Source organism: Planctomycetia bacterium, assembly GCA_034440135.1.
Classification (GTDB): domain Bacteria; phylum Planctomycetota; class Planctomycetia; order Pirellulales; family JALHLM01; genus JALHLM01.
Genome location: JAWXBP010000460.1, coordinates 1 through 18,775, shown reverse-complemented (window position 1 = coordinate 18,775; position 18,775 = coordinate 1). Strand labels below are relative to the sequence as shown.

18 protein-coding genes are annotated in these 18,775 nt (G+C 62.4%); 12 read left to right on the top strand and 6 right to left on the bottom strand.

Annotated elements, in window-relative coordinates; genetic code table 11:
* The first annotated feature begins 102 nt into the window (after positions 1–102).
* The 4 genes from SGJ19_26485 (at position 103) to SGJ19_26470 (ending at position 2,176) form a co-directional block, all read left to right on the top strand.
* On the top strand, positions 103–459 hold the full coding sequence (locus SGJ19_26485) for a hypothetical protein (protein MDZ4783811.1): 357 nt from the start codon (positions 103–105) through the stop codon (positions 457–459).
* 8 nt (positions 460–467) lie between these two features.
* On the top strand, positions 468–806 hold the full coding sequence (locus tag SGJ19_26480) for a hypothetical protein (protein MDZ4783810.1): 339 nt from the start codon (positions 468–470) through the stop codon (positions 804–806).
* Positions 807–871: 65 nt separating this feature from the next.
* Positions 872–1,228 (top strand): hypothetical protein, encoded by a 357-nt coding sequence (locus tag SGJ19_26475; GenBank protein MDZ4783809.1) that lies wholly within the window; start codon positions 872–874, stop codon positions 1,226–1,228.
* Positions 1,229–1,477: 249 nt separating this feature from the next.
* Complete coding sequence (locus tag SGJ19_26470) at positions 1,478–2,176, top strand: hypothetical protein (GenBank protein ID MDZ4783808.1); 699 nt, start codon at positions 1,478–1,480, stop codon at positions 2,174–2,176.
* Between the two features lie 42 nt (positions 2,177–2,218).
* On the opposite strand, the gene SGJ19_26465 is transcribed toward SGJ19_26470, so the two are convergent.
* The gene (locus SGJ19_26465; protein ID MDZ4783807.1) at positions 2,219–2,668 is read right to left on the bottom strand and encodes a hypothetical protein; all 450 of its coding nucleotides are present in this window, start codon (positions 2,666–2,668) and stop codon (positions 2,219–2,221) included.
* A 19-nt stretch (positions 2,669–2,687) separates the two neighbouring features.
* Positions 2,688–3,086, bottom strand: coding sequence for a hypothetical protein (locus SGJ19_26460; protein ID MDZ4783806.1), 399 nt, complete (start codon positions 3,084–3,086; stop codon positions 2,688–2,690).
* Positions 3,087–3,383: 297 nt separating this feature from the next.
* On the opposite strand from SGJ19_26460, the gene SGJ19_26455 reads away from it, so the two are divergent.
* Positions 3,384–4,415, top strand: a complete 1,032-nt coding sequence (locus SGJ19_26455; GenBank protein ID MDZ4783805.1) for a hypothetical protein — start codon at positions 3,384–3,386, stop codon at positions 4,413–4,415.
* A 208-nt stretch (positions 4,416–4,623) separates the two neighbouring features.
* Positions 4,624–5,904, top strand: a complete 1,281-nt coding sequence (locus tag SGJ19_26450) for a lactate racemase domain-containing protein (protein ID MDZ4783804.1) — start codon at positions 4,624–4,626, stop codon at positions 5,902–5,904.
* 195 nt (positions 5,905–6,099) lie between these two features.
* Here SGJ19_26450 and SGJ19_26445 read toward each other — a convergent pair whose 3' ends face one another.
* From SGJ19_26445 to SGJ19_26435, 3 genes are all read right to left on the bottom strand, one after another.
* Positions 6,100–7,149, bottom strand: a complete 1,050-nt coding sequence (locus SGJ19_26445; protein MDZ4783803.1) for a hypothetical protein — start codon at positions 7,147–7,149, stop codon at positions 6,100–6,102.
* A gap of 311 nt (positions 7,150–7,460) precedes the next feature.
* Complete coding sequence (locus SGJ19_26440) at positions 7,461–8,801, bottom strand: DUF1552 domain-containing protein (GenBank protein MDZ4783802.1); 1,341 nt, start codon at positions 8,799–8,801, stop codon at positions 7,461–7,463.
* Complete coding sequence (locus SGJ19_26435) at positions 8,798–10,849, bottom strand: DUF1588 domain-containing protein (protein ID MDZ4783801.1); 2,052 nt, start codon at positions 10,847–10,849, stop codon at positions 8,798–8,800. Before SGJ19_26435 ends, SGJ19_26440 begins: the two co-directional genes overlap by 4 nt.
* A gap of 202 nt (positions 10,850–11,051) precedes the next feature.
* On the opposite strand from SGJ19_26435, the gene SGJ19_26430 reads away from it, so the two are divergent.
* Both SGJ19_26430 and SGJ19_26425 read left to right on the top strand, forming a co-directional pair.
* On the top strand, positions 11,052–13,055 hold the full coding sequence (locus SGJ19_26430; protein MDZ4783800.1) for a YjhG/YagF family D-xylonate dehydratase: 2,004 nt from the start codon (positions 11,052–11,054) through the stop codon (positions 13,053–13,055).
* On the top strand, positions 13,045–14,565 hold the full coding sequence (locus SGJ19_26425; protein MDZ4783799.1) for a deoxyribodipyrimidine photolyase: 1,521 nt from the start codon (positions 13,045–13,047) through the stop codon (positions 14,563–14,565). The genes SGJ19_26430 and SGJ19_26425 overlap by 11 nt, the downstream gene beginning before the upstream one ends.
* A gap of 86 nt (positions 14,566–14,651) precedes the next feature.
* On the opposite strand, the gene SGJ19_26420 is transcribed toward SGJ19_26425, so the two are convergent.
* Positions 14,652–15,395 carry a UvrB/UvrC motif-containing protein gene (locus tag SGJ19_26420; protein MDZ4783798.1) on the bottom strand — a complete coding sequence of 248 codons (744 nt, stop codon included), beginning with the start codon at positions 15,393–15,395 and terminating at the stop codon, positions 14,652–14,654.
* Positions 15,396–15,737: 342 nt separating this feature from the next.
* Here SGJ19_26420 and SGJ19_26415 point away from each other — a divergent pair, with 342 nt between their 5' ends.
* The 4 genes from SGJ19_26415 to SGJ19_26400 form a co-directional block, all read left to right on the top strand.
* Complete coding sequence (locus tag SGJ19_26415) at positions 15,738–16,304, top strand: hypothetical protein (GenBank protein MDZ4783797.1); 567 nt, start codon at positions 15,738–15,740, stop codon at positions 16,302–16,304.
* A gap of 104 nt (positions 16,305–16,408) precedes the next feature.
* Positions 16,409–17,788: an acyclic terpene utilization AtuA family protein gene (locus tag SGJ19_26410; GenBank protein ID MDZ4783796.1), complete on the top strand. Its 1,380-nt coding sequence runs from the start codon at positions 16,409–16,411 to the stop codon at positions 17,786–17,788.
* A 39-nt stretch (positions 17,789–17,827) separates the two neighbouring features.
* The gene (locus SGJ19_26405; protein MDZ4783795.1) at positions 17,828–18,145 is read left to right on the top strand and encodes a hypothetical protein; all 318 of its coding nucleotides are present in this window, start codon (positions 17,828–17,830) and stop codon (positions 18,143–18,145) included.
* Between the two features lie 171 nt (positions 18,146–18,316).
* A partial coding sequence (locus tag SGJ19_26400) for an enoyl-CoA hydratase/isomerase family protein (GenBank protein MDZ4783794.1) occupies positions 18,317–18,775 on the top strand: 459 nt, incomplete at its 3' end.

The window sequence follows — 18,775 nt, the reverse complement described above, 5'->3', positions numbered from 1 at the left end:
TCACCACGGAGAGCACGGAGGACACGGAGTGGGGGAGGATGTGGGAGAGCAGAAATAGAGCCAGAACCGTGAGCGCCTGGAGCGCGCCGGAGAGATCGCCGCATGGAGATAACCGACAATCCCTATCAATCGCCATTGACGGCCGGGGGCGGAGCTGATGCCGCGCCGGCGCCGCCCCGTGGTATTTGGCGAACTGCCGCCGCGCTGTTCTGTGCAATTCCAGCAACCTTGTGCCTCGGCGTAGCGATTCTCTTTTGGAGTTGGTACTACACGAATCAAAGGCTGTTGCAGACGCTGCAGCTCTGGCAGCATTGCGTATTGCTGGGCTATTTTTCCTTCGGTCTGATCTGGCTCACCGCGGCGATCTCCTGGTGGCGCAGGCGCGATCGCTGGGGCTGGGGACTAACGATTCTTGGCGTGGCGCCCATCGGGGCGATCATTATCACGGAGATGATGTGAACTCGGGCATGACCAACGACAACCCCTACGCATCGCCGCGGTCGACCGCCGATCCACAACCGGCAAAGTCCGGATTCCGTTGGCGCATTCTGCCGACGATCTTATGCGGCCTTTACGCCGTCGCCTTTGGTTACGCGGCGATTGACCAGGTTTTAGCGTCCGTCCGCTTGCCGATGTATCGCGATGTTTATTTTGCGTCGATCATCGGAGCGCGCCTGGTCGTCGCGATTGCCTGGACGCTGGCGACGCGCTTCTGGTGGCGAGCGCAATGGTGGGCGGCGGCGTTCTTCACCGTCGGCGCAATACTGCTCATGTTCCTGGCCAGCAAACTGAAGTTGCTCGGTTGACTCATTTCTCCCGCGAAAAACGCGTGCCAGTGCAATCAGTAGAGCGGCAGCTTAGAATGGCCAACATGAACGAAGGAAACCCCTACCAATCGCCACTCGTCTCGGCCCAGCTCGCCCAACAAGGTCTGTCCGCTTGGCGGTTCGTTCCCACGGGCATCGCTCTGTTTCTGGGCGGCCTGCACCTGCTGCTTTGGGCGCTGAATCTTCTCAGCGTCGCCATGGGCACGAACCGGTCGATGTCCCCGATCGGCGAATTCATCGCCGGCATTTTGATGTTCGGCGGTTGCGGCGCCGGCTGGCTGTTGGCGGCGTGGCTGTGGTTTCGCGCCCGGTATGTTTGGGCGACGATTGTTTCCGCGCTGAGCTGCGCGACGATCGGTCTCTTCGTGGCAATGTTCGCTTTTGTCTTGCTTTCCATTTAGAAGGACGGCGTCGCAGGTTCGCCGACGCGGGCGCAGTGGTTAAATTTCCCGCACTTTCCTTACGTGCCAGCTATGGGGAGCAGGCGGCGTCCTCAGCATGACATCGCGCTGAATTCAGCGTCCTCTCCCCCTCGCTGGCGCTTCCGGGTTGGTGTTGTTGGAATCCGGGCCGCGGGTTGCTTCGTCTGTTATTGCGTCCGGCCGCGGGAATGTTCCCGTCCGGCAGAAGGGCATTCCAGGAGCAGATCCATGCGCATCGTTCGATTGTTCGTTGCGGTCTTGATGTTCGCTGCGCTGAGTTCGCAGACGCAGGCCGCCATTTTTACCGCTGATACGGGCAATTGGCCGAAGGAATGGGGCGACGCCTTGGAACCACTGCGGGCCACGTCGCGGACGATCGGCGTCGGGACCGGTATTCAGGAGAATATCTACGAGCTTCCAATCGCCGATCGCGAGACCTTTGACCGCATTTGGCCGGCGGTGCTCAAGTTGCTCACGCCCGGCGGGCGGGTCACGCTTACCCAAGTCAGCGACGGCGACGATCCCAACTGGGGCAGCATTCTCCACGGCAAGCAGGCGACGATTCGCATCTACGGCCCGTCGGAAGGATACACTTCCAAAGAAGCGACCGATCCGAATCAGCCCGTCGATTACGAGCAACGGGTCAAAGACGGCAAGGCCTTGAAAGCCGGCGCGCCGTGGCCGCCGGAGCTCATCGGCAAAGACGGTGCGCTGCCGGAGTATGTCGTCGGCGATACCGGCGCGGACGGCCGCATGACGTGGACACCGGCCGACCCCTACGCCGAAGGCGAAAAGTTCCGCGGCTTCTACCACCGCGCCCGCATCGACGTGGAACTGGTGATCGACGGCGAGATCATCGACCTGAACGAGTTGAGACTGCCGGACGGCTCGACAATCAAAGATCAGCGATTTGCCGCGCCGCAGTGAGTGGATTCGCCCCTCTCCGCGTCTCCATGACTTCGTGGTGAACTATTGCTCGAAGTCGCTCGAAAAATCGAGGTCGCTGTCTTCGCTGCCGAGCGGGATCAGTTCGTTTTCGATCTGATCGAGGTCGAAGCCTTCGAACTTGTTCTCATCCGTGATGCGATCCCATTCCGCCTCCTGGCGCTCCGACGCTTCGACGATCGCGTCCTCGAACGTTTTGTCGGAGCCGCCGAGCCAGAGCATGAAATCAATTGGATTGCTCGTCCGGCGTCGCGCGGACTTCGCGCCATCGTTGATGTCGTCGCGATTGGTCCACAGCAACACGCCGCCGCAGGTGAAGACCGCGATGAACACGCACATCGACAGGGTCCGACAGATCTGAAACAACCCAAAAGAACGCTCTGCCGGCGCAGCCGTGGGCGCTTTGGGAAGTTCTAACGGCGCAAGTGATGCGCTCGCATCAAAGTATTTCGAGGTCGCCAGGTCTTGGTTCATGACGCGATCCTTGATGAAATCAATCGTAGGAATAGCCGCAGAAGCAGATCTCGCTCGGCTGACCGTTCACGTAGACGGTGCAGCAAACGCCTTGGCCGCGTTCGATGTCCTCGTAGAGATCATCGCTCGCCTGAACCACGGCCCGTGTGGGACGATCGGTGCCGAAGAACTCTTGAACTTGCGCATCGCTGAGCGGCACCACGACGCCGAAGTCCGCATCGGCGTCGACGCGGTCGATGTCCAGAATCGAACCAGTGCCGTCAGCGTCGGCGATTTCCCGGGCTTCCTCGATCGAAGTCGGCCCTTCCTCGCTGTAGCGAAAACGCCCAGCGACGAACTCACGTTCCTTGAGTTTGTCGAGCGCGCGTTGAAAATCTTGCTCGAACGGAACGAAATACTGCCAAGGTTCCGCGCCCATGTTTCATCTCGCTGGCAAGGGGCCGAAAGCGATCGTTTCTGGAAGCTTAGTTCAGCGATTTGCGAGACGACGGACCGAGGAAATCCAGGTTGCGGCAGAGCAACATCGCCGCGGTTTTCGTTGACTTCGGGCAACATCAAGCGGGGGTAAACGCAAGCCAGGGCATTCCAAATGACTGTGGCTGCGATTGTCCTGGGGCAGCGACCGCGCGGCGTTGAGCGTCCTAGCCCAGCGGGGTAGGATAGGGTGGTCGACTTGCCCGCCTCATTTCTTTTCCCGCCCGGAGCCGCACCCCCGATGAAAGGTATGTTAGCCGTCCTGTTGAGTATTGCCTTGACGGCGATCTGTTGGGGCGTTTACGGACCCGTGCTGCACGAAGGCCAACATGGCATGGGCGCCATGATCAACGGCCAGCACGTTTCCAGCATGTGGCGGCCGTTCACTTGCGTCGGCCTGGCGTACTTCGTGATTGCCGTGGTCGTGCCGGCGGTCCTGTTGCGTTCCCGCGGCGAAGCCGGCAAATGGACGGTGACTGGAACCGTCTGGAGCCTGGCCGCTGGCGTTGCCGGAGCCTTAGGTGCGCTGGGAATCATCATGGCCTTCAAGAACCAGGGCAATCCGATCTACGTGATGCCTCTCGTGTTCGGCGGCGCACCGGTGGTGAATACCTTCTTCACGATGTATCTCAATAAGTCCTACAAAGAAGCCGGGCCGTTGTTCTTCGCAGGCTTGATCCTCGTCGTGGCGGGCGCGGCGACCGTGTTGATCTTCAAGCCAGGGCCCGCCCGAGAAAGCGCAGCGCTGACGACATCGCAATTGATGCAAGTCGCCTCGTGGGTCACCGTGACCGCGCTGAGTTGGGGCGTGTACGGTCCGGTGTTGCACAAAGGCCAGTCCGCGATGCAAGGGAGCCGCTTGCGACCGTTGGTCTGCGTGGGGTTGGCGTATTTCCTGATCGCCGTGATTCTGCCCTTGTCCGTCATGGCGGCCACGCCGGAGCCAGGCACGTGGACCAACATTCCCGGAACCTTGTGGAGTCTGGCTGGCGGCGCCGCGGGTGCAATTGGCGCGCTCGGCATCATTCTCGCTTTCAACTTTGGCGGCAAGCCGGTCTACGTGATGCCGCTCGTGTTCGGCGTCGCCCCCGTCGTCAACACGCTGACCACGATGCTGACCAAAGGCAACTTCAACGCAGTGAATCCCGTCTTCTACGCCGGCCTGATCATCGTCGCCGTCGGTGCCGTGACCGTGCTGATCTTTGCTCCCAAGGGCGGACACAAGCCAGCACCAGCGCCGACTCCTCCAGCGGAACCAATCGCCGCGCACTAACAACGTCACTCACGAACAAGCCCGGGGATGGCCGAACAAAATTGCCGCTATCTTTTGCAAATCAACGGAGGCCATCCCTGGGAAACAGCGCCGAATCCCAGGGGAGGTCGGCACAAGACAACTGTTTGACATGTTCGTGGACGACCACCCCTGGGCTTAATACGTCGCGAGTTTGCTTCTCCAACTTCAAACTACCGACTTTCCTCCCATGTCCTCCTACCCGCAATTCTTCCGCGTTCGCCAGCATTTCGAGGCCCCGCGCGTCGAGGACGTGCCGGGCGAAGTGGAGCTGCAGCTCGCCTCGTTGCGACTGAGTCAGCGGATTAAGCCGGGGCAATCGGTCGCCATCACGGCCGGCAGCCGCGGCATCGCGAACATCAAGGAGATCATTCGCGGCGTTGTCCAGCACATGCAACAACTCGGCGCGCAGCCGTTTATCGTGCCAGCGATGGGCAGCCACGGCGGCGGCACGCCGGAGGGTCAAACGCAGATTCTGCACGACTATGGCATCACGGAGCCCTACTGCGGCTGCCCCATCAAGGCCAGCATGGAGACGGTGATTGTCTGCCAAACCGCGGAGGGTTTTCCGGTCCATTTCGATCGTCACGCGTCGGAGGCCGACCACGTCTTCGTCGTCGGACGCGTCAAGCCGCACACCGATTTCGTCGGCGATATCGAATCCGGCCTGATGAAGATGATGCTGATCGGACTCGGCAAGCACGAAGGGGCCAAGGTCTACCACCGCGCGATTCAGGACTACAGCTTCGGTCAGATTCTGCGCAGCGTCGCTGGGCAAGTTCTGCAAAAGTGCCGCATCGTCGGCGCGCTGGCCACGCTCGAAAACGGCTACGACCAAACCGCCAAGCTCGCCGCCGTCTCACCGGAAGAGTTGGAAGCCCGGGAGAAGGAGCTGTTGTTGCAGGCCCGCCAGTGGATGCCGCGGTTGCCGTTCAAGAAAGTCGATATCTTGCTCGTCGATGAACTCGGCAAGAACATCAGCGGCGCCGGCATGGACACCAACGTCGTCGGCCGCAAAAAGAACTTTCACGGCCCCTCGCCGGACGAATTCCCGCAGGTCAAACGAATCGTCGTCCGCGGGCTGACCGAAGCCACGCACGGCAACGCCTCGGGCATCGGCATGGCGTCTTTCGTGACCACGCGCACGCTCCGCGCCACGGACATGGTGAAGACCCGCATTAACTGCCTCACCAGCGGCCACACCTCGGCCGCGATGCTGCCCATCGACTTCGAAACCGACCGCGAAATCCTCGACGCGGCACTGCCAACGATCGGCCTCACCGACCCGCCCCACGCGAAGATCCTCTGGATCACCAACACCCTGGAAATCGCGGAAGTCGAGTGCTCCGCGTTCTACCTGCCGGAAGCGAAAGAACGCCCCGACCTGGAAATCCTCACGCCGCTCCGCTCACTCGCGTTCGACAGCGACGGCAACCTCTCCAGTTGCCACGCCTTGGGCACGGCGAAGTAACTCGGGAGGTTCACCACAGAGGGCACGGAGAACACGGAGGTTTTGCCCGCGAAACACACGAAATGACGCGAAAAGTTAGAGATCGAGAGCTTAGAAAACACTCACGAACAGCCTTCCTGTTTTTCGCGTTATTTCGCGTGTTTCGCGGGCAACACCTCCCCTCCGCGTCTCAGCGCCTCCGCGGTTTAAAGGCGTTCACCAGCGCAGTTCCGCACCGGCCGTGAGCGAGTGGATGTAGATCGTGCTGTCGGCGTCGACGTTGGTGCCGCTCGTGGGCGTGTCGGTGAAGTCGAGATTGTTCACTGCGTCGGCGGCGTTCATGATGCCTAGCATCAGGTAACCGGCGCGGAGCGAGAGGTCGCCGAATTTCATCGTGCCGTTGACGCCCCACTCGCCCGTGAAGGCGGCGCTGGTATCGCTGACTTCAAAGTTGCGCAAGACGAACGTGTTATTGAAGTCGCCGAGGAAATTGCTCTGGTTGACATTGTTGCCGTACATGCCGAGCTTACCGACCGTTTCCCAGCCGAAGATCGGATTCTGCCGCTTGTACATCGCACCCAGTTGCCCGCCGAACATGGCGTTACTGGTCGTCACGTTGTAATTGCTGCGGCCGCTATCGGAATCGGTCGAGATCAGTCGGAACTCTTCTTCCAGGTCGATCGAGCGCATGCCGGCCAGGAACGAAATCGTCGGCGTGTACGACCAGAGGACGTTCGCTTCGAAGTTGTGTAACTGCGTGTTGAGCGTGAAGTCCATCTGGTCGGCGTCTTGAAAATCAAGCGTGGCCGGGCCGATGTCGGGCGGCAGGCTCAGGTTGTTGTCGCCGAACACGGATTCCGTCGCGTCCCAGTCACGCACGCCAAAGTAGCTGAACTCCACCGCGGTGCGCGGATGGAAACGCACGCCCAATAACAATCGCGGGCCGGCCGGAAACCCGAGGCCGACGTCGTTCGTGTTGAACACTTCAACGCCGGTCGCGTCGTCAATTACCAGCGTCCTGGCGTTGCCCGGCACGCGGCCGAACATCATGAACTCAAGTTGATAATAGAGCTGAGGCCGCAGCGGACAGCATTCCGGCGGCGGAGGCTGAAATCCCTGCGGCGGTTGGCGTTTGCCGGGCGCTTCCCACGGCGAGACGACCACTTCGGCGGGATCCGGATATGGCTGCGCAGCGGCCTGCCGGACGACGCCGGCGCAAACCAGCATCACCATTCCTAGCGTGAGTATTCCGCCGAGCCGCCGCATCTTGCCTCGTTATCCGGCCTGCGTTCAACGCAGCCTTCCCAGCCTGCCGTCGCGCAGCTTCAGCGGCGCACCCCAGCACGGCTCCTTCGGCAAAATCGGCAAAACACGCGCATTCGCTTCAATCGGAATCGGCCGGGCTTCGGATTGGAACCGCGAAATGCGCGAAAGAGACGCGAAAAGCGGGGGCACACTTTGGTGAAACCGCCAAACTGCAATGGCGCGAATCCAACTTCATGGCGTTGACTGAAAAGAATGCAACATTGTCCGATTTTCTTTCGCGCCTTTTCGCGTGTTTCGCGGTTGCGAATCCGTTAGGCGATCAACTCCGTCATCGGGCCGGTCGAGTCCGCGAAGTGCTTCGTCGGAACGTCGACGGCTTGCAGCATCGTGAGCAGCAGATTCGCCATCGGATTGTCCTTCTTGGCGGCAATGTGCTGGCCTGGCGATAGTTTCCCGCCGGCCTTCCCGCCTAGCAGCAGCGGCAGATCGTGTGGGTTGTGCGAATTGCCGTCGCGCAGTCCGGAGCCGAACAGAATCGCGCTGTTGTCCAGCACGTTGCTGTCCCCCTCGGGAAGCGAGCGCAGCTTGTTGAGCAAGTAGACGTATTGCTCGACGTGCCACTTGGTGATTCGCTCATACTGATCGAGCAGCTTTTCTTCATTGCGGTGATGCGACATCTCGTGATGGCTGCCTTCGACCCCTTCGATGAACGAGAAGTTAATATCGCTCACCGAGTTGCCAAACATGAACGTCGCCACGCGCGTCACGTCGGCCTCGAAGGCCAGCGCGATCATGTCGAGCATCAACCGCGTGCGTTCGGCGTGTTCCTTCGGGTCGTTGGCCGGCGCTTCGCGCAACGCCAGATCGACGCGCGGCTTCCAACTTCGCTCGGTGGGCGACTCCAAATCAGAAAGCCTCTGCTCCAGCGCGCGGACCGATTCGAGATATTGCTCCAACCGCTGCCGGTCGTGCTGCCCGAGATTCTGGCTCAACCGCTTGGCGTCTTCGTTCACGCGATCCAACAGCGGCCGATTCGAACGCCCGTCCGGTTTGCCGCCGGCGACCATCGTCATCCGGTCGAACACCAGTCGCGGATTGATTTCCTTCGCCAGCGGTTGCGTCGGTTGCCGCCAGGCGATGTGCGCGCCGTAGACACGAGTGTAACCCACCGCGGCGTCGATGCCCGAGCGGACCGCTTCCGTCCCCAATTCGAGCGACGGCAACGGCGTGAATTTTCCGAGCGTCCGGGCGGCGAGTTGATCGGCGGAAATGCCGCCGCTGTTCAAGTCGACGCCCGTGGTCTTGGTGATCGTCGTGCCGGTCAGCCAGGCGGCGTCTTTCACGTAGTGGCCGTCGCCGGTATTCGTGGCCTGATGCCACAGGCCGGACACCACCGACACGTCGGCCTTGCGGTCCCCGAGCGGCGTCAGTTGCGGCGTCATTTCCCACTCGCGGCCGGTTTGCGCCGGCGTCCAGCGGTCCTGCCGGCAACCGTTGGGGTAAAAGAGCGCTGCCATGCGAATCGGTCGGTCCGCGCTCGCTGCGCCGTTTTCCTGGGCGAACGCCGATTGCATCCCTTCGAGCCAAGGGAGCGCCAACATCGCGCCTGCGCCGCGCAACACCGTGCGGCGTGTCAATCGTGGCTTGCTCATTCGCTCACCCTCTTATTGCGAAACGGTTCGCTCAACACGATGCCCAGCACCAACTCCTGCGATTTGTACTCGCTGGCCGGGAGCCGTTCGACGATGTTTTCCGCCGTACATAGGTCGTTCGGTTGCAGCCCGCGCGCCAGGGCATAGCCTAACATTTTCTCGGTCAGATGCCGCGTGAATTGTTCTTTGTTGTCGAGCAAAAACGTCTTGAGGCCGTTGACACCCTCGATCTTCGTACCGTCGGCCATCACCGCGACGGCGTCAATCTCGCCGCCATCGTCGCGGTCGCGCCAACGCCCCAACTCGTCGAAGTTTTCCAAGGCAAAGCCAATCGGATCAATCCGATCATGGCAGGAAGCACAGGTTGCGTCGGCGCGATGCTGCTCCAACCTCTCGCGCAACGTCTTGGCCGCAGCCACTTCCTGCGATTCATCCAACTTCGGTACGTCCGGCGGCGGGGGCGGCAACTCGATGCCCAGGAACTTGTCTAGAATCCACGCGCCGCGCAGCACGGGACTGCTGCGCCGCGCGTAAGCGCTCACGGCCATCGTCGCCCCGGAACCGAGAATCCCGCAGCGATAGCGATACTTATCTGGCAATTCGACGCGTACCAGATGCTGCGCAAACCGTCGGGCTTCGATATCCTTGCGATCGATCTTGTAAACCCGCAGCAGTTCTTCGTTGAGGAACGTCCAATTGCAGTCGATCAAGTCCAGCAACGAGCCGTTTTGCTGCAACATCGATTCGACGAAGTACACCGGCTGATTTCGCATCGCCGACATGTGGTGATCTTGCACCCACTTATGCACTTCGGCGTCAGCGACCTTGGAGTTCCCCCAATCAGCGGTCCCGAGCCATTGGCCGACGAATTGCACCATCGAGTCGTTGAGATGCGTTCCCTTCTCGGTCAGCATCCTCACCGTCTGGCGCTTCAATTCTTCCGGATTGCTCAATTTGCCGGCGTCCGCCGCCGCGCGCAGTTCATCGTCGGGCATCGTCGCCCAGAGGAAGTAGCTCAGCCGCGTCGCCAACTCATAGTCGTTGAGCGGCTGCGAGACGTTCAATTTCGCCGGAGCCGGCTCGCTCAAGAACAAGAACTGTGGCGACACCAGCACGCCGCGCATGGCATAAAAAAGCGCCGGCTCGAAATCGAGGCCGTCCGCGCGTGCGTCGGCATACAGCGCGAAGTATGCGTCGAGTTCCTCGCTCGCCACGGGGCGACGAAACGCGCGATCCGCGAATCGCTTCAGGTTGGCTCGCGCCGCGTCGACTTCGGTCAATGATTCAGAGGGGCGATCCGGGAACAAGCGATCGCGGGCCCGCGAATCACGCGCCGCGTAGTTGAGCGCCTCGGTCGCGGCTTCGACATATTTCTCCGCGTGGATTGGCGAGATGATCAGCGTTTCGGCGGCATTGTTGAAACCCTCGCCGCCCGCCACGTCCTGGGGCAATCCACGGCCCGCGTTGAAATGTGTGCCGAGCAGATCGCGCATCGTGTTCGCATACTCATGCGCCGCCAGACGACGAAACATCGGCGGCCCGGCGATCTCGCCCTGCTTTTGAATCGCTTCGCGCATCGCCACCCGGAGCCATTCCAGCAACCGGAGCCGCAGTTCGATTTCGATCGGTTCGGCGTCGCTGGGAGGCATCGAGTGATCCGCCAACCGCTGCCGCACGCGGAGCCACGTCGCGTGATCAAGGTGCAAGGAGTCCTCGCTTGCCACCTTCGCCAGCGAGAACCCGCCGTCGCCGTCCGCCTCGCTATGGCAAGCGGCGCAGCCCTGCTCAAGGGCCAGGATCGCGGCGGGGAAGTCCATGACGGCTGGTGGAGCGGGCGTATTCGTTTCCGCGACAACGTTCCCCGTGAGAACCAAGAACAGGGCGGCCACAGAGATAATTACACTAGCCCGACGCGCAAGCGAGGGGGAGAAGTCGACGGTACTGAGTACGCCGTGAAATTTTAGCGCGAAGTCCTCGCCCCCTCGCTTGCGCGTCGGGCTAGTGGGGCTGCCGCCACGAAACCGCATTCGGGTCAAGCCAGCGTTCATCGCGATGGTCTCCCGGTTCGCGGCGGTGTGGGATCAAGCGCCTCTCCCAGGTTGGGCACAGCGCCGGAGAGGCAGGCGGGGGCATCCGTGCATTTTAACCGCACACGCATCCCGCAAGCAATTGCGCCGCCGGTCCATTTGCCGGCACGCTACAATGCAGTTTGGCGGTTTAACTTCAGCCTCCCACTGCTTTCCCTTTCGCATGCCAGAGACTCGTTCCCATTGTTTTCCGGCCGATCAGATCGCGCCCGGCGTCAGTGATGAATTACTGCGCGACACGCAGACCTCCGCGGCCGGGCCGACAGGCTCGCTACCGCTCGATGCCGAGATGTTGGAGACCTGGTCCAGCGGCGACCTGTTCGGGCTCTCGCAGAACGCGGGCATGGGCTGGCGCCCGCAGGATTTGCTAGGCCCGCAGTTTTTGCTGCTGAGCACGCAGGGTGGTGTCCGCGCGCCGGACGGTTCGCCCGTGGCGCTGGGGTATCACACCGGACACTGGGAGGTGGGCCTGCTCGTCGAAGAGGCCGCGCGGGTCATCAAGGCGGCTGGCGGCGTGCCGTTCGCGGCGATGTGTTCCGATCCTTGTGACGGCCGCTCGCAAGGCACGACCGGCATGTTCGACAGCCTGGCATATCGCAACGATGCGGCCATCGTCCTGCGCCGCTTGATTCGCTCGCTCCCGACGCGGCGCGGCGTCCTCGGCGTGGCCACGTGCGACAAAGGCATGCCGGCCATGATGATGGCGCTCGCCGGCGTGCCCGAATTGCCGTCGGTCTTGGTTCCAGGCGGCGTGACGTTGCCGCCGAGCGATGGCGAGGACGCCGGCAAGATTCAAACGATCGGCGCACGCTTCGCGCACGGCAAGATTTCACTCGAGGAAGCGGCCTCGCTCGGCTGCCGGGCTTGCGCGTCGCCCGGTGGAGGTTGCCAGTTTCTGGGCACGGCCGCCACGGCCCAAGTCATCGGCGAAGCGCTCGGCCTGTCGCTCGCGCATTCGGCGCTCGCCCCGTCCGGGCAACCGCTCTGGCGCGACATGGCCCGGCGCAGCGCGCGGGCGCTATGGAATCTCGCGCAACGCGGCTTGAAGACGAAAGACGTGCTCACCAGCGCGTCGATTCGCAACGCCATGGTCGTGCATGCGGCCTTCGGCGGCTCGACAAATTTGTTATTGCACATCCCCGCGATCGCGCACGCCGCGGGGCTGCCCCGTCCCACCGTGCATGACTGGGAAGACGTGAATCGCCGCACGCCGCGATTGGTCGACGCATTGCCGAACGGCCCCGTCGGGCATCCCACGGTGCAGGTGTTCCTGGCCGGCGGCGTGCCGGAGGTGATGCTCCACCTGCGCGGACTTGGTTTGCTGGATCTAGATTGCCTCACCGTCGCCGGGGAGACCTGGCGCGACGTGCTCAACACTTGGGAAGAATCCGATCGACGTCGCCAATTGCGCGCATTGCTACAAGAGCGCGAGGGGATCGAGGCGGACAATGTGATCATGTCGCCAGACAAGGCGCGCGCGCGCGGGCTGACCAGTACGGTTTGCTTTCCGCGTGGGAATCTCGCACCGGAGGGCGCGGTCATCAAGAGCACGGCGATTGATCCACAAGTGGTCGACGCCGACGGCGTATACCGCAAGACCGGCCGCGCGCGGGTGTTCACGCGCGAATCAGACGCCGTGGCCGCCATCAAAGGGCGCGGCGCCGCGCCGATTCAGTCCGGAGACGTCCTGGTGCTAATCTGCCGCGGCCCCAGCGGCGCCGGCATGGAGGAAACCTATCAGATCACGTCTGCGCTCAAGCATCTGGCCTGGGGGCGCGATGTCGCGGTGTTGACCGACGCCCGCTTCTCCGGCGTCAGCACCGGCGCATGCATCGGACACGTCGGTCCCGAGGCGTTGGCTGGCGGGCCGATCGGCAAGGTGCTCGACGGCGATCGCATTCGCATCGTGATCGACCGCATCAATCTCGCCGGCAGCGTGGACTGGATCGGCGACGCGGAGCAAGAGTATCCACTCGACGAGGCCACGGCACGGCTGGCGGCGCGGCCCCTGCGCACCGACCTGCGTCCCGACGCACAGTTGCCGGACGACACGCGCCTTTGGGCAGCGCTCCAACAACTCGGTGGCGGCACCTGGGGCGGCTGCGTCTACGATGTGGAAAGCATTCTCGCGGCCCTCAGCGCACGCCACAACGCCCATGCCGGTTGATCCGTCGACGATTGTTGTTCCGCCCGAGCGCGTGCGCCTCATGCGTGATTTGCCGCCGCGCGTCGAACGGCGCTATGTCCTGTACTGGATGATCGCCGCGCGGCGCCTGCAAGGGAACTTCGCCTTGGACCGCGCCGTGCAGTGGGCGTGCGATCTGAAGAAGCCGCTCGTAATCTTCGAGCCGTTGCGCGCCGGCTACCCGTGGGCAAGCGATCGGTTACACAAATTCGTGCTGGAAGGCATGGCCGAAAACCGCCGCCGCGCTGCCGGAGCCCAGGTGGTTTACTATCCCTACGTCGAACCACGCCATGGCGATGGGCGCGGCTTGTTGGAAGCGTTTGCCCAAGATGCGGCGGTCGTCGTAACGGATGATTACCCGGCGTTTTTTCTGCCAAGAATGGTAGCCGCAGCAGCGGAGCGGATCGATGTGAGGATGGAAGCGGTCGACGGAAATGGCCTATTCCCGATGCGCTCCGCGAGCCAGGTTTTCTCGACTGCGTATGCCTTCCGCCGGCATTTGCAGCGTGAGTTACCGCGCTACCTCGGCGACGTGCCGTCGCTGGCCCCTCTAACAGAGCGGCCGCTTCCGCCCGCAATGCGGTTGCCGTCCGAGATCACGCAGCCTTGGCCGGCGGCCACGGACGCGCTACTCTCGGCATCAAGAGAAGTCCTGGCGGCGTTACCCATCGACCATTCCGTCGGACCGGCGGCGTTTACCGGCGGCGGCGCGGCGGCCGAACATGCGCTGGAACGCTTTCTCAACCAGCGTCTCCCTCGCTACGCCGATGCCCGCAACGTGCCGGACGATGACGTTGCCAGCGGGCTGTCGCCGTATTTGCATTTCGGACATCTCGGCGCGCATCAAGTGTTCGGTGCGGTCACAGCTAGTGAAAACTGGGATCGCTCGCGCCTCGCCGCGAAGGGCAACGGCTCGCGCGAAGGCTGGTGGGGCATGAGCCCCGCGGCCGAAGGTTTTCTCGACGAGCTGATCACGTGGCGCGAAGTTGGCTTCAACTTCTGCACGCATCGCGAGGACTACGATCAATACGAGTCGCTGCCGGAATGGGCGAAAGCGTCACTCGCCAAGCATGCTGGCGATTCGCGGACGTTCATTTATTCGCTCGAAGTATTCGAGCAAGCGCGCACGCACGACGAATTGTGGAACGCGGCGCAGCGGCAGCTCGTTCGCGAAGGGAGGATGCACAACTATCTGAGGATGCTCTGGGGCAAGAAGATCCTCGAATGGTCCGATTCGCCGCAATCCGCCCTGGCGACGATGATCGAACTCAACAACAAATACGCCGTCGACGGCCGCGACCCGAACTCGTACACCGGCATCTTTTGGGTGCTAGGGCGTTACGATCGCCCTTGGGCGCCGGAGCGGCCAATCTTTGGCGTGATCCGGTATATGTCGTCCGACAACACCCGCCGCAAAGTCAGCGTGAAGGAATACCTCCGACGTTACGCCGCCCATCAAGAACGCCAGTCGCAGCTCTTCGCGGACGATTAGCGTTCGGTCAAACGCAAGCTGACAGGCGATAGTCGCCGTCTCAGTCTCCTTTCGCTCCGCGAAAGGAGACTGTGGCGAAGCTCAATTTACGCCTTCGAATGCTTCCGCTTCGCGATTTCATCACGGAGCCGGGCCGCCAGTTCGTATTGCTCGCTGGCCACTGCCGCGGCGAGCTGTTCGTCCAGGCTTGGTTCCAGCGAGAAATGCTGGCGGAGCGATTCGCGAAGCTCCATCAGACGCTCGACGAGCTCATCTTCTTCGAACGGCTCGTCGTGGTCGAACTGTGTGTAGGCGTCTTTCATTTTGAGCAGACCGGCGTTGATCTCCTCGATCGCCCGGTCCGGGCCGTGTTCTTCGAGCGCCTGGAGCGCCGCCGCCTGCGTCCGTTGGAATAGGACGAACGGGCGGTACTGCTCGTGGGCTTCGGTCCACTCGTCGTTGGGGGAATGGTCGCGGGAGAAATCCATGAAGGCCAACGTGTGGTCGGCGTCCGTCACCGCGTGGCCGAATTCTCGGAGCGCCAGCCAGCAAAGGCGGCGCTGGTAGAACTGGACGAATTCCCGATCGGCCTCGGCGCATTGCTCATCGCTGAGGACGAAGTCGTCGCCGACGTTAATTGCGAGCCCCACCAAGAAGTCGTAGTAGGTCTCCGCGCCGCCGGGGCGCTCGCCGTCGGGACGCCCGGCGACTTCAAGCTGGATGATGCCCATCTCGATCCGCATTTGGAGGACATCGCGGCCATCAGAGCCGCGGACGATGCGCGCAGCGACTTCGCCTGGCTCAAACGTCCAGTTCTTCAGGATGGAATCGATATCTTGCTTACGAGCCATCTTTTTTGTTGCCTGCCTCGACTCTCGGCGAACTGAATTCACTCCGTTCGCGACGCGTATGAGAAGTATACCATTTCGGGCGGTCAGAGGACACACAGAACCCGGCCAATGGGGTGTCCGACCGCCCCCAACGCCTGTGGTTTCAAGCGCCGCCACTGCCCTGGGCGGCACGATTGTCGCCCGTACATTTTACGCAGGCAGTACTTGCGGAGCGACGCGGGCAACTGTTTTTCGCGTCAGGACCGTTTCGGAAAGCGCCACGCCACGCATCGGCCGATGAAAATGGTCGAGGGCGGCAAGAGGCCGCCACAGCAGTATTTACCGCCAACAGGGAGTGACGTTGTGACCCGCCGAAACATCCTCGAGCTGCTCTTGTGTCTCAGTGCGGCGTTCGCAGCGCCCCAGTTCGCGTCCGCCGAAAACTGCGCCTGCTCGCACTGCGGCTGCACCACGCATTGCCGCGCCGTCTGCCGCTGCGTGCCGAGCACGGAAGAGAAAAAGGAAACCTGCTTCGAGTGCAAGTGCGAGGACTTCTGCGTCCCCGGCCCCAGCATCTGGTGCGGGCGGAAGTGCGAAGCCATGCCGCTGCCCGAGAACGAGTGCGGCTGCCCTCAGAACTGCTGCGTTTCCTGGAACGTCTGGAAGCCGCGTTGCGCGCAAGTTCGCACCAAGCGCGTGCTGGTCGTCCATGAAGTGAAGAAGGAAGTGCCGTCCCACAAATGGGAAGTGGAATACCTCTGCGACGAATGCCGGCAGTGCTGTGCCGACGCCGTGCCGGCCACCACCAATGCCGCCGGAGAAATCGTCCCCGTCTCGGCCGAGTTTCCGATCGACGAAGCGTCTGCCGACACAGAAGCTCCGGCCGCGGAACCGAAGGGTAACTGGCTCACACGGCTGTTTGCAAAATAGGCGCTCGCGCAACGTCGCTGAAGGATGCTTCCCTGATGCCGCCGCCTCCATGGCGTAGAATGCCGAGGTGGAACTAGCGAGCAGTCTCTAGGACTCGGCGAGCAATGGCGATCCGAATCGGCAACGGCGCGGGCTTTTGGGGGGACGATTTGTCCGCCCCAAGCCGTATGGTCGAACGCGCCGAGCTCGACTACCTGACGCTTGAGTATCTGGCCGAGCTGTCGATGTCGATTCTCGCGCGGCAGCGCGAAAAGAATCCACAGCTTGGCTATGCCGGCGATTTTCTCGACGTCCTCGCTTCGTTGATTCCATCGCTCAGCCAACAACCGGGCTTAAAGCTCATCACCAACGCCGGTGGCATCAATCCGCGCGGCTGCGTCACTCAGGCGGCGCGCATGCTCCGTGACGCAGGTCTCGGCGATTGTCGCATCGCGGCCGTCGACGGTGACAATTTATTGGACAGTTGGGCGGACGTGCAGAAGTCCGGTTGTGCATTTCAACATCTCGATACCGGCGCGCCGCTGGCAGAAAAGCTCGCAGCCACGCCAGCCGCGAAGGTTGTCTCCGCGAACGCGTACCTCGGCGCCAAACCGATCGTCGAGGCCTTGGCAAAGGGCGCGCGGATTGTCGTCACGGGACGCGTGGCCGATGCTTCGCTGACCGTTGCGCCAGCTGTGCATGAGTTCGGCTGGCAATGGAACGACTGGAATCGGCTTGCCGGGGCGAGTGTCGCAGGGCATGTCATCGAATGCGGCGCGCAGGCCACGGGCGGCTATTTTTCGGGCTGGCGCGACGTGGATTTTCGCGACCTCGGTTTTCCCATCGCCGAGTTATCCGACGATGGCTCATGCGTGATCACGAAGGCGCCGGGCGGCGGAGTGGTGAATCGTCGCACGGTGGTTTCGCAACTCGTCTACGAGATCGGCGATCCCGCGCACTATCTGACACCCGATGTTGATGTGGACTTCACGACGTTGGAATTGAGCGAAATCGGCCCGGACCGCGTGCGCCTGTCCGGCGCCAGCGGACGTCCCGCGCCCGCAAGCTACAAAGTCTCGCTGGCCTATCACGACGGTTACGCCACGAGCAGCCAGTTATTGGTCTTTGGCGCGGATTGCCGTGAAAAAGCCCAGCGCTGCGTGGAGATGATCTTCGCTCGCTTGCGCTCGGAAAACTGCGACCCGGCGGAGCGGCTCGTGGAATTCCTCGGCACAGGTGAAGGCGTACCGTCCGAGCGCGCGAGCGCTGTGGCGCCGCCGGAGTTGATGCTGCGGATTTCCGTGCGCGATCCTCGGCGCGAAGTTGTGGAGCGATTCACCCGGCAATTCGCCCCGCTGATCACCGGCGGTCCGCCGGGGCTGGCCGGCTACGCCACGGCGCGCAGCGATATCCGCCCCGTCTACGCGTATTGGCCGACGTTGATTCCTCAGTCGCTGGTGCTTCCGAACGTAGAGGTTCGCTCTGCCCATGAATGGCAACAATAACCCAGGGCTCCGTACGCCACTTCCTCTGTAGCGGCAGCTATGCAAAAACTCGTTGAACTCGCCGACGTCCGCAGTGGTGACAAAGGGAACCACGCCAATATTGGCGTGGTCGCCCGGTCCGAGGAAGGCTACCGACGTTTGGCACGGGAACTAACGTGCGAACGGGTCGCGGCCTTTTTCTCAAGCCTCGGCGCGAGTCGCGTCGTGCGCTACGAATTGCCGAAGTTGTGGGCGTTCAACTTCGTGCTCTACGATGCACTGGCCGGCGGCGCGGGCGAGTCGCTGCGGATCGATACGCAAGGTAAGCTGTTGGGCGCCGCGCTTCTGGAACTCGAACTTCCGGACGCGCCAAGCTAAGCACACCCGCAGAAGATTTGAGATGGGGTGCCACTGGCGGCTTGTCCGCCAGTGCTGGAGTTGGGCGCGCCAGCGAGACCAAAACCGCACTGGCGGACAAGCCGCCAGTGGCACCCATCGCTTGTTTTGTTCTGCGTGCAAACTTAGATCGTCGATCTGGGGAGTGTCGCCATGTCCGCGCCGTTGGTTCGTGTCAAGGTCTACGATCATGCCGGAACGATCATCCTCAATCGTCCCGAGAAGCGGAACGCGCTGACCCGAGCGTTGCTCGCGGACTTGCGTCAAGCATTCGACGACCTGCATCAGGAAAAGCGCGTCCGCGCCGTGATTCTGACCGGCGCCGGCACAGCGTTCTGCGCAGGGATGGACCTCGATGAGATGCGAGAAACGAGCCGGCAGCCGCGACCGCACGAACAATGGCGCGAGGACGCGATCGCGTATCAGGACTTGGTCGAGCAGATATTGCGTTTTCCGCGACCGATTATCGCCGCCGTGAACGGCCCGGCCGTCGCTGGAGGCGCGGGACTTGTCTTGGCCTGCGACATAGTGATTGCCTCTGCCGGCGCTGCTTTCGGATTGCCGGAGCCGAAGCGCGGCAGTGTCGCCGGCATCGCGTCGCCGCTCCTCGCG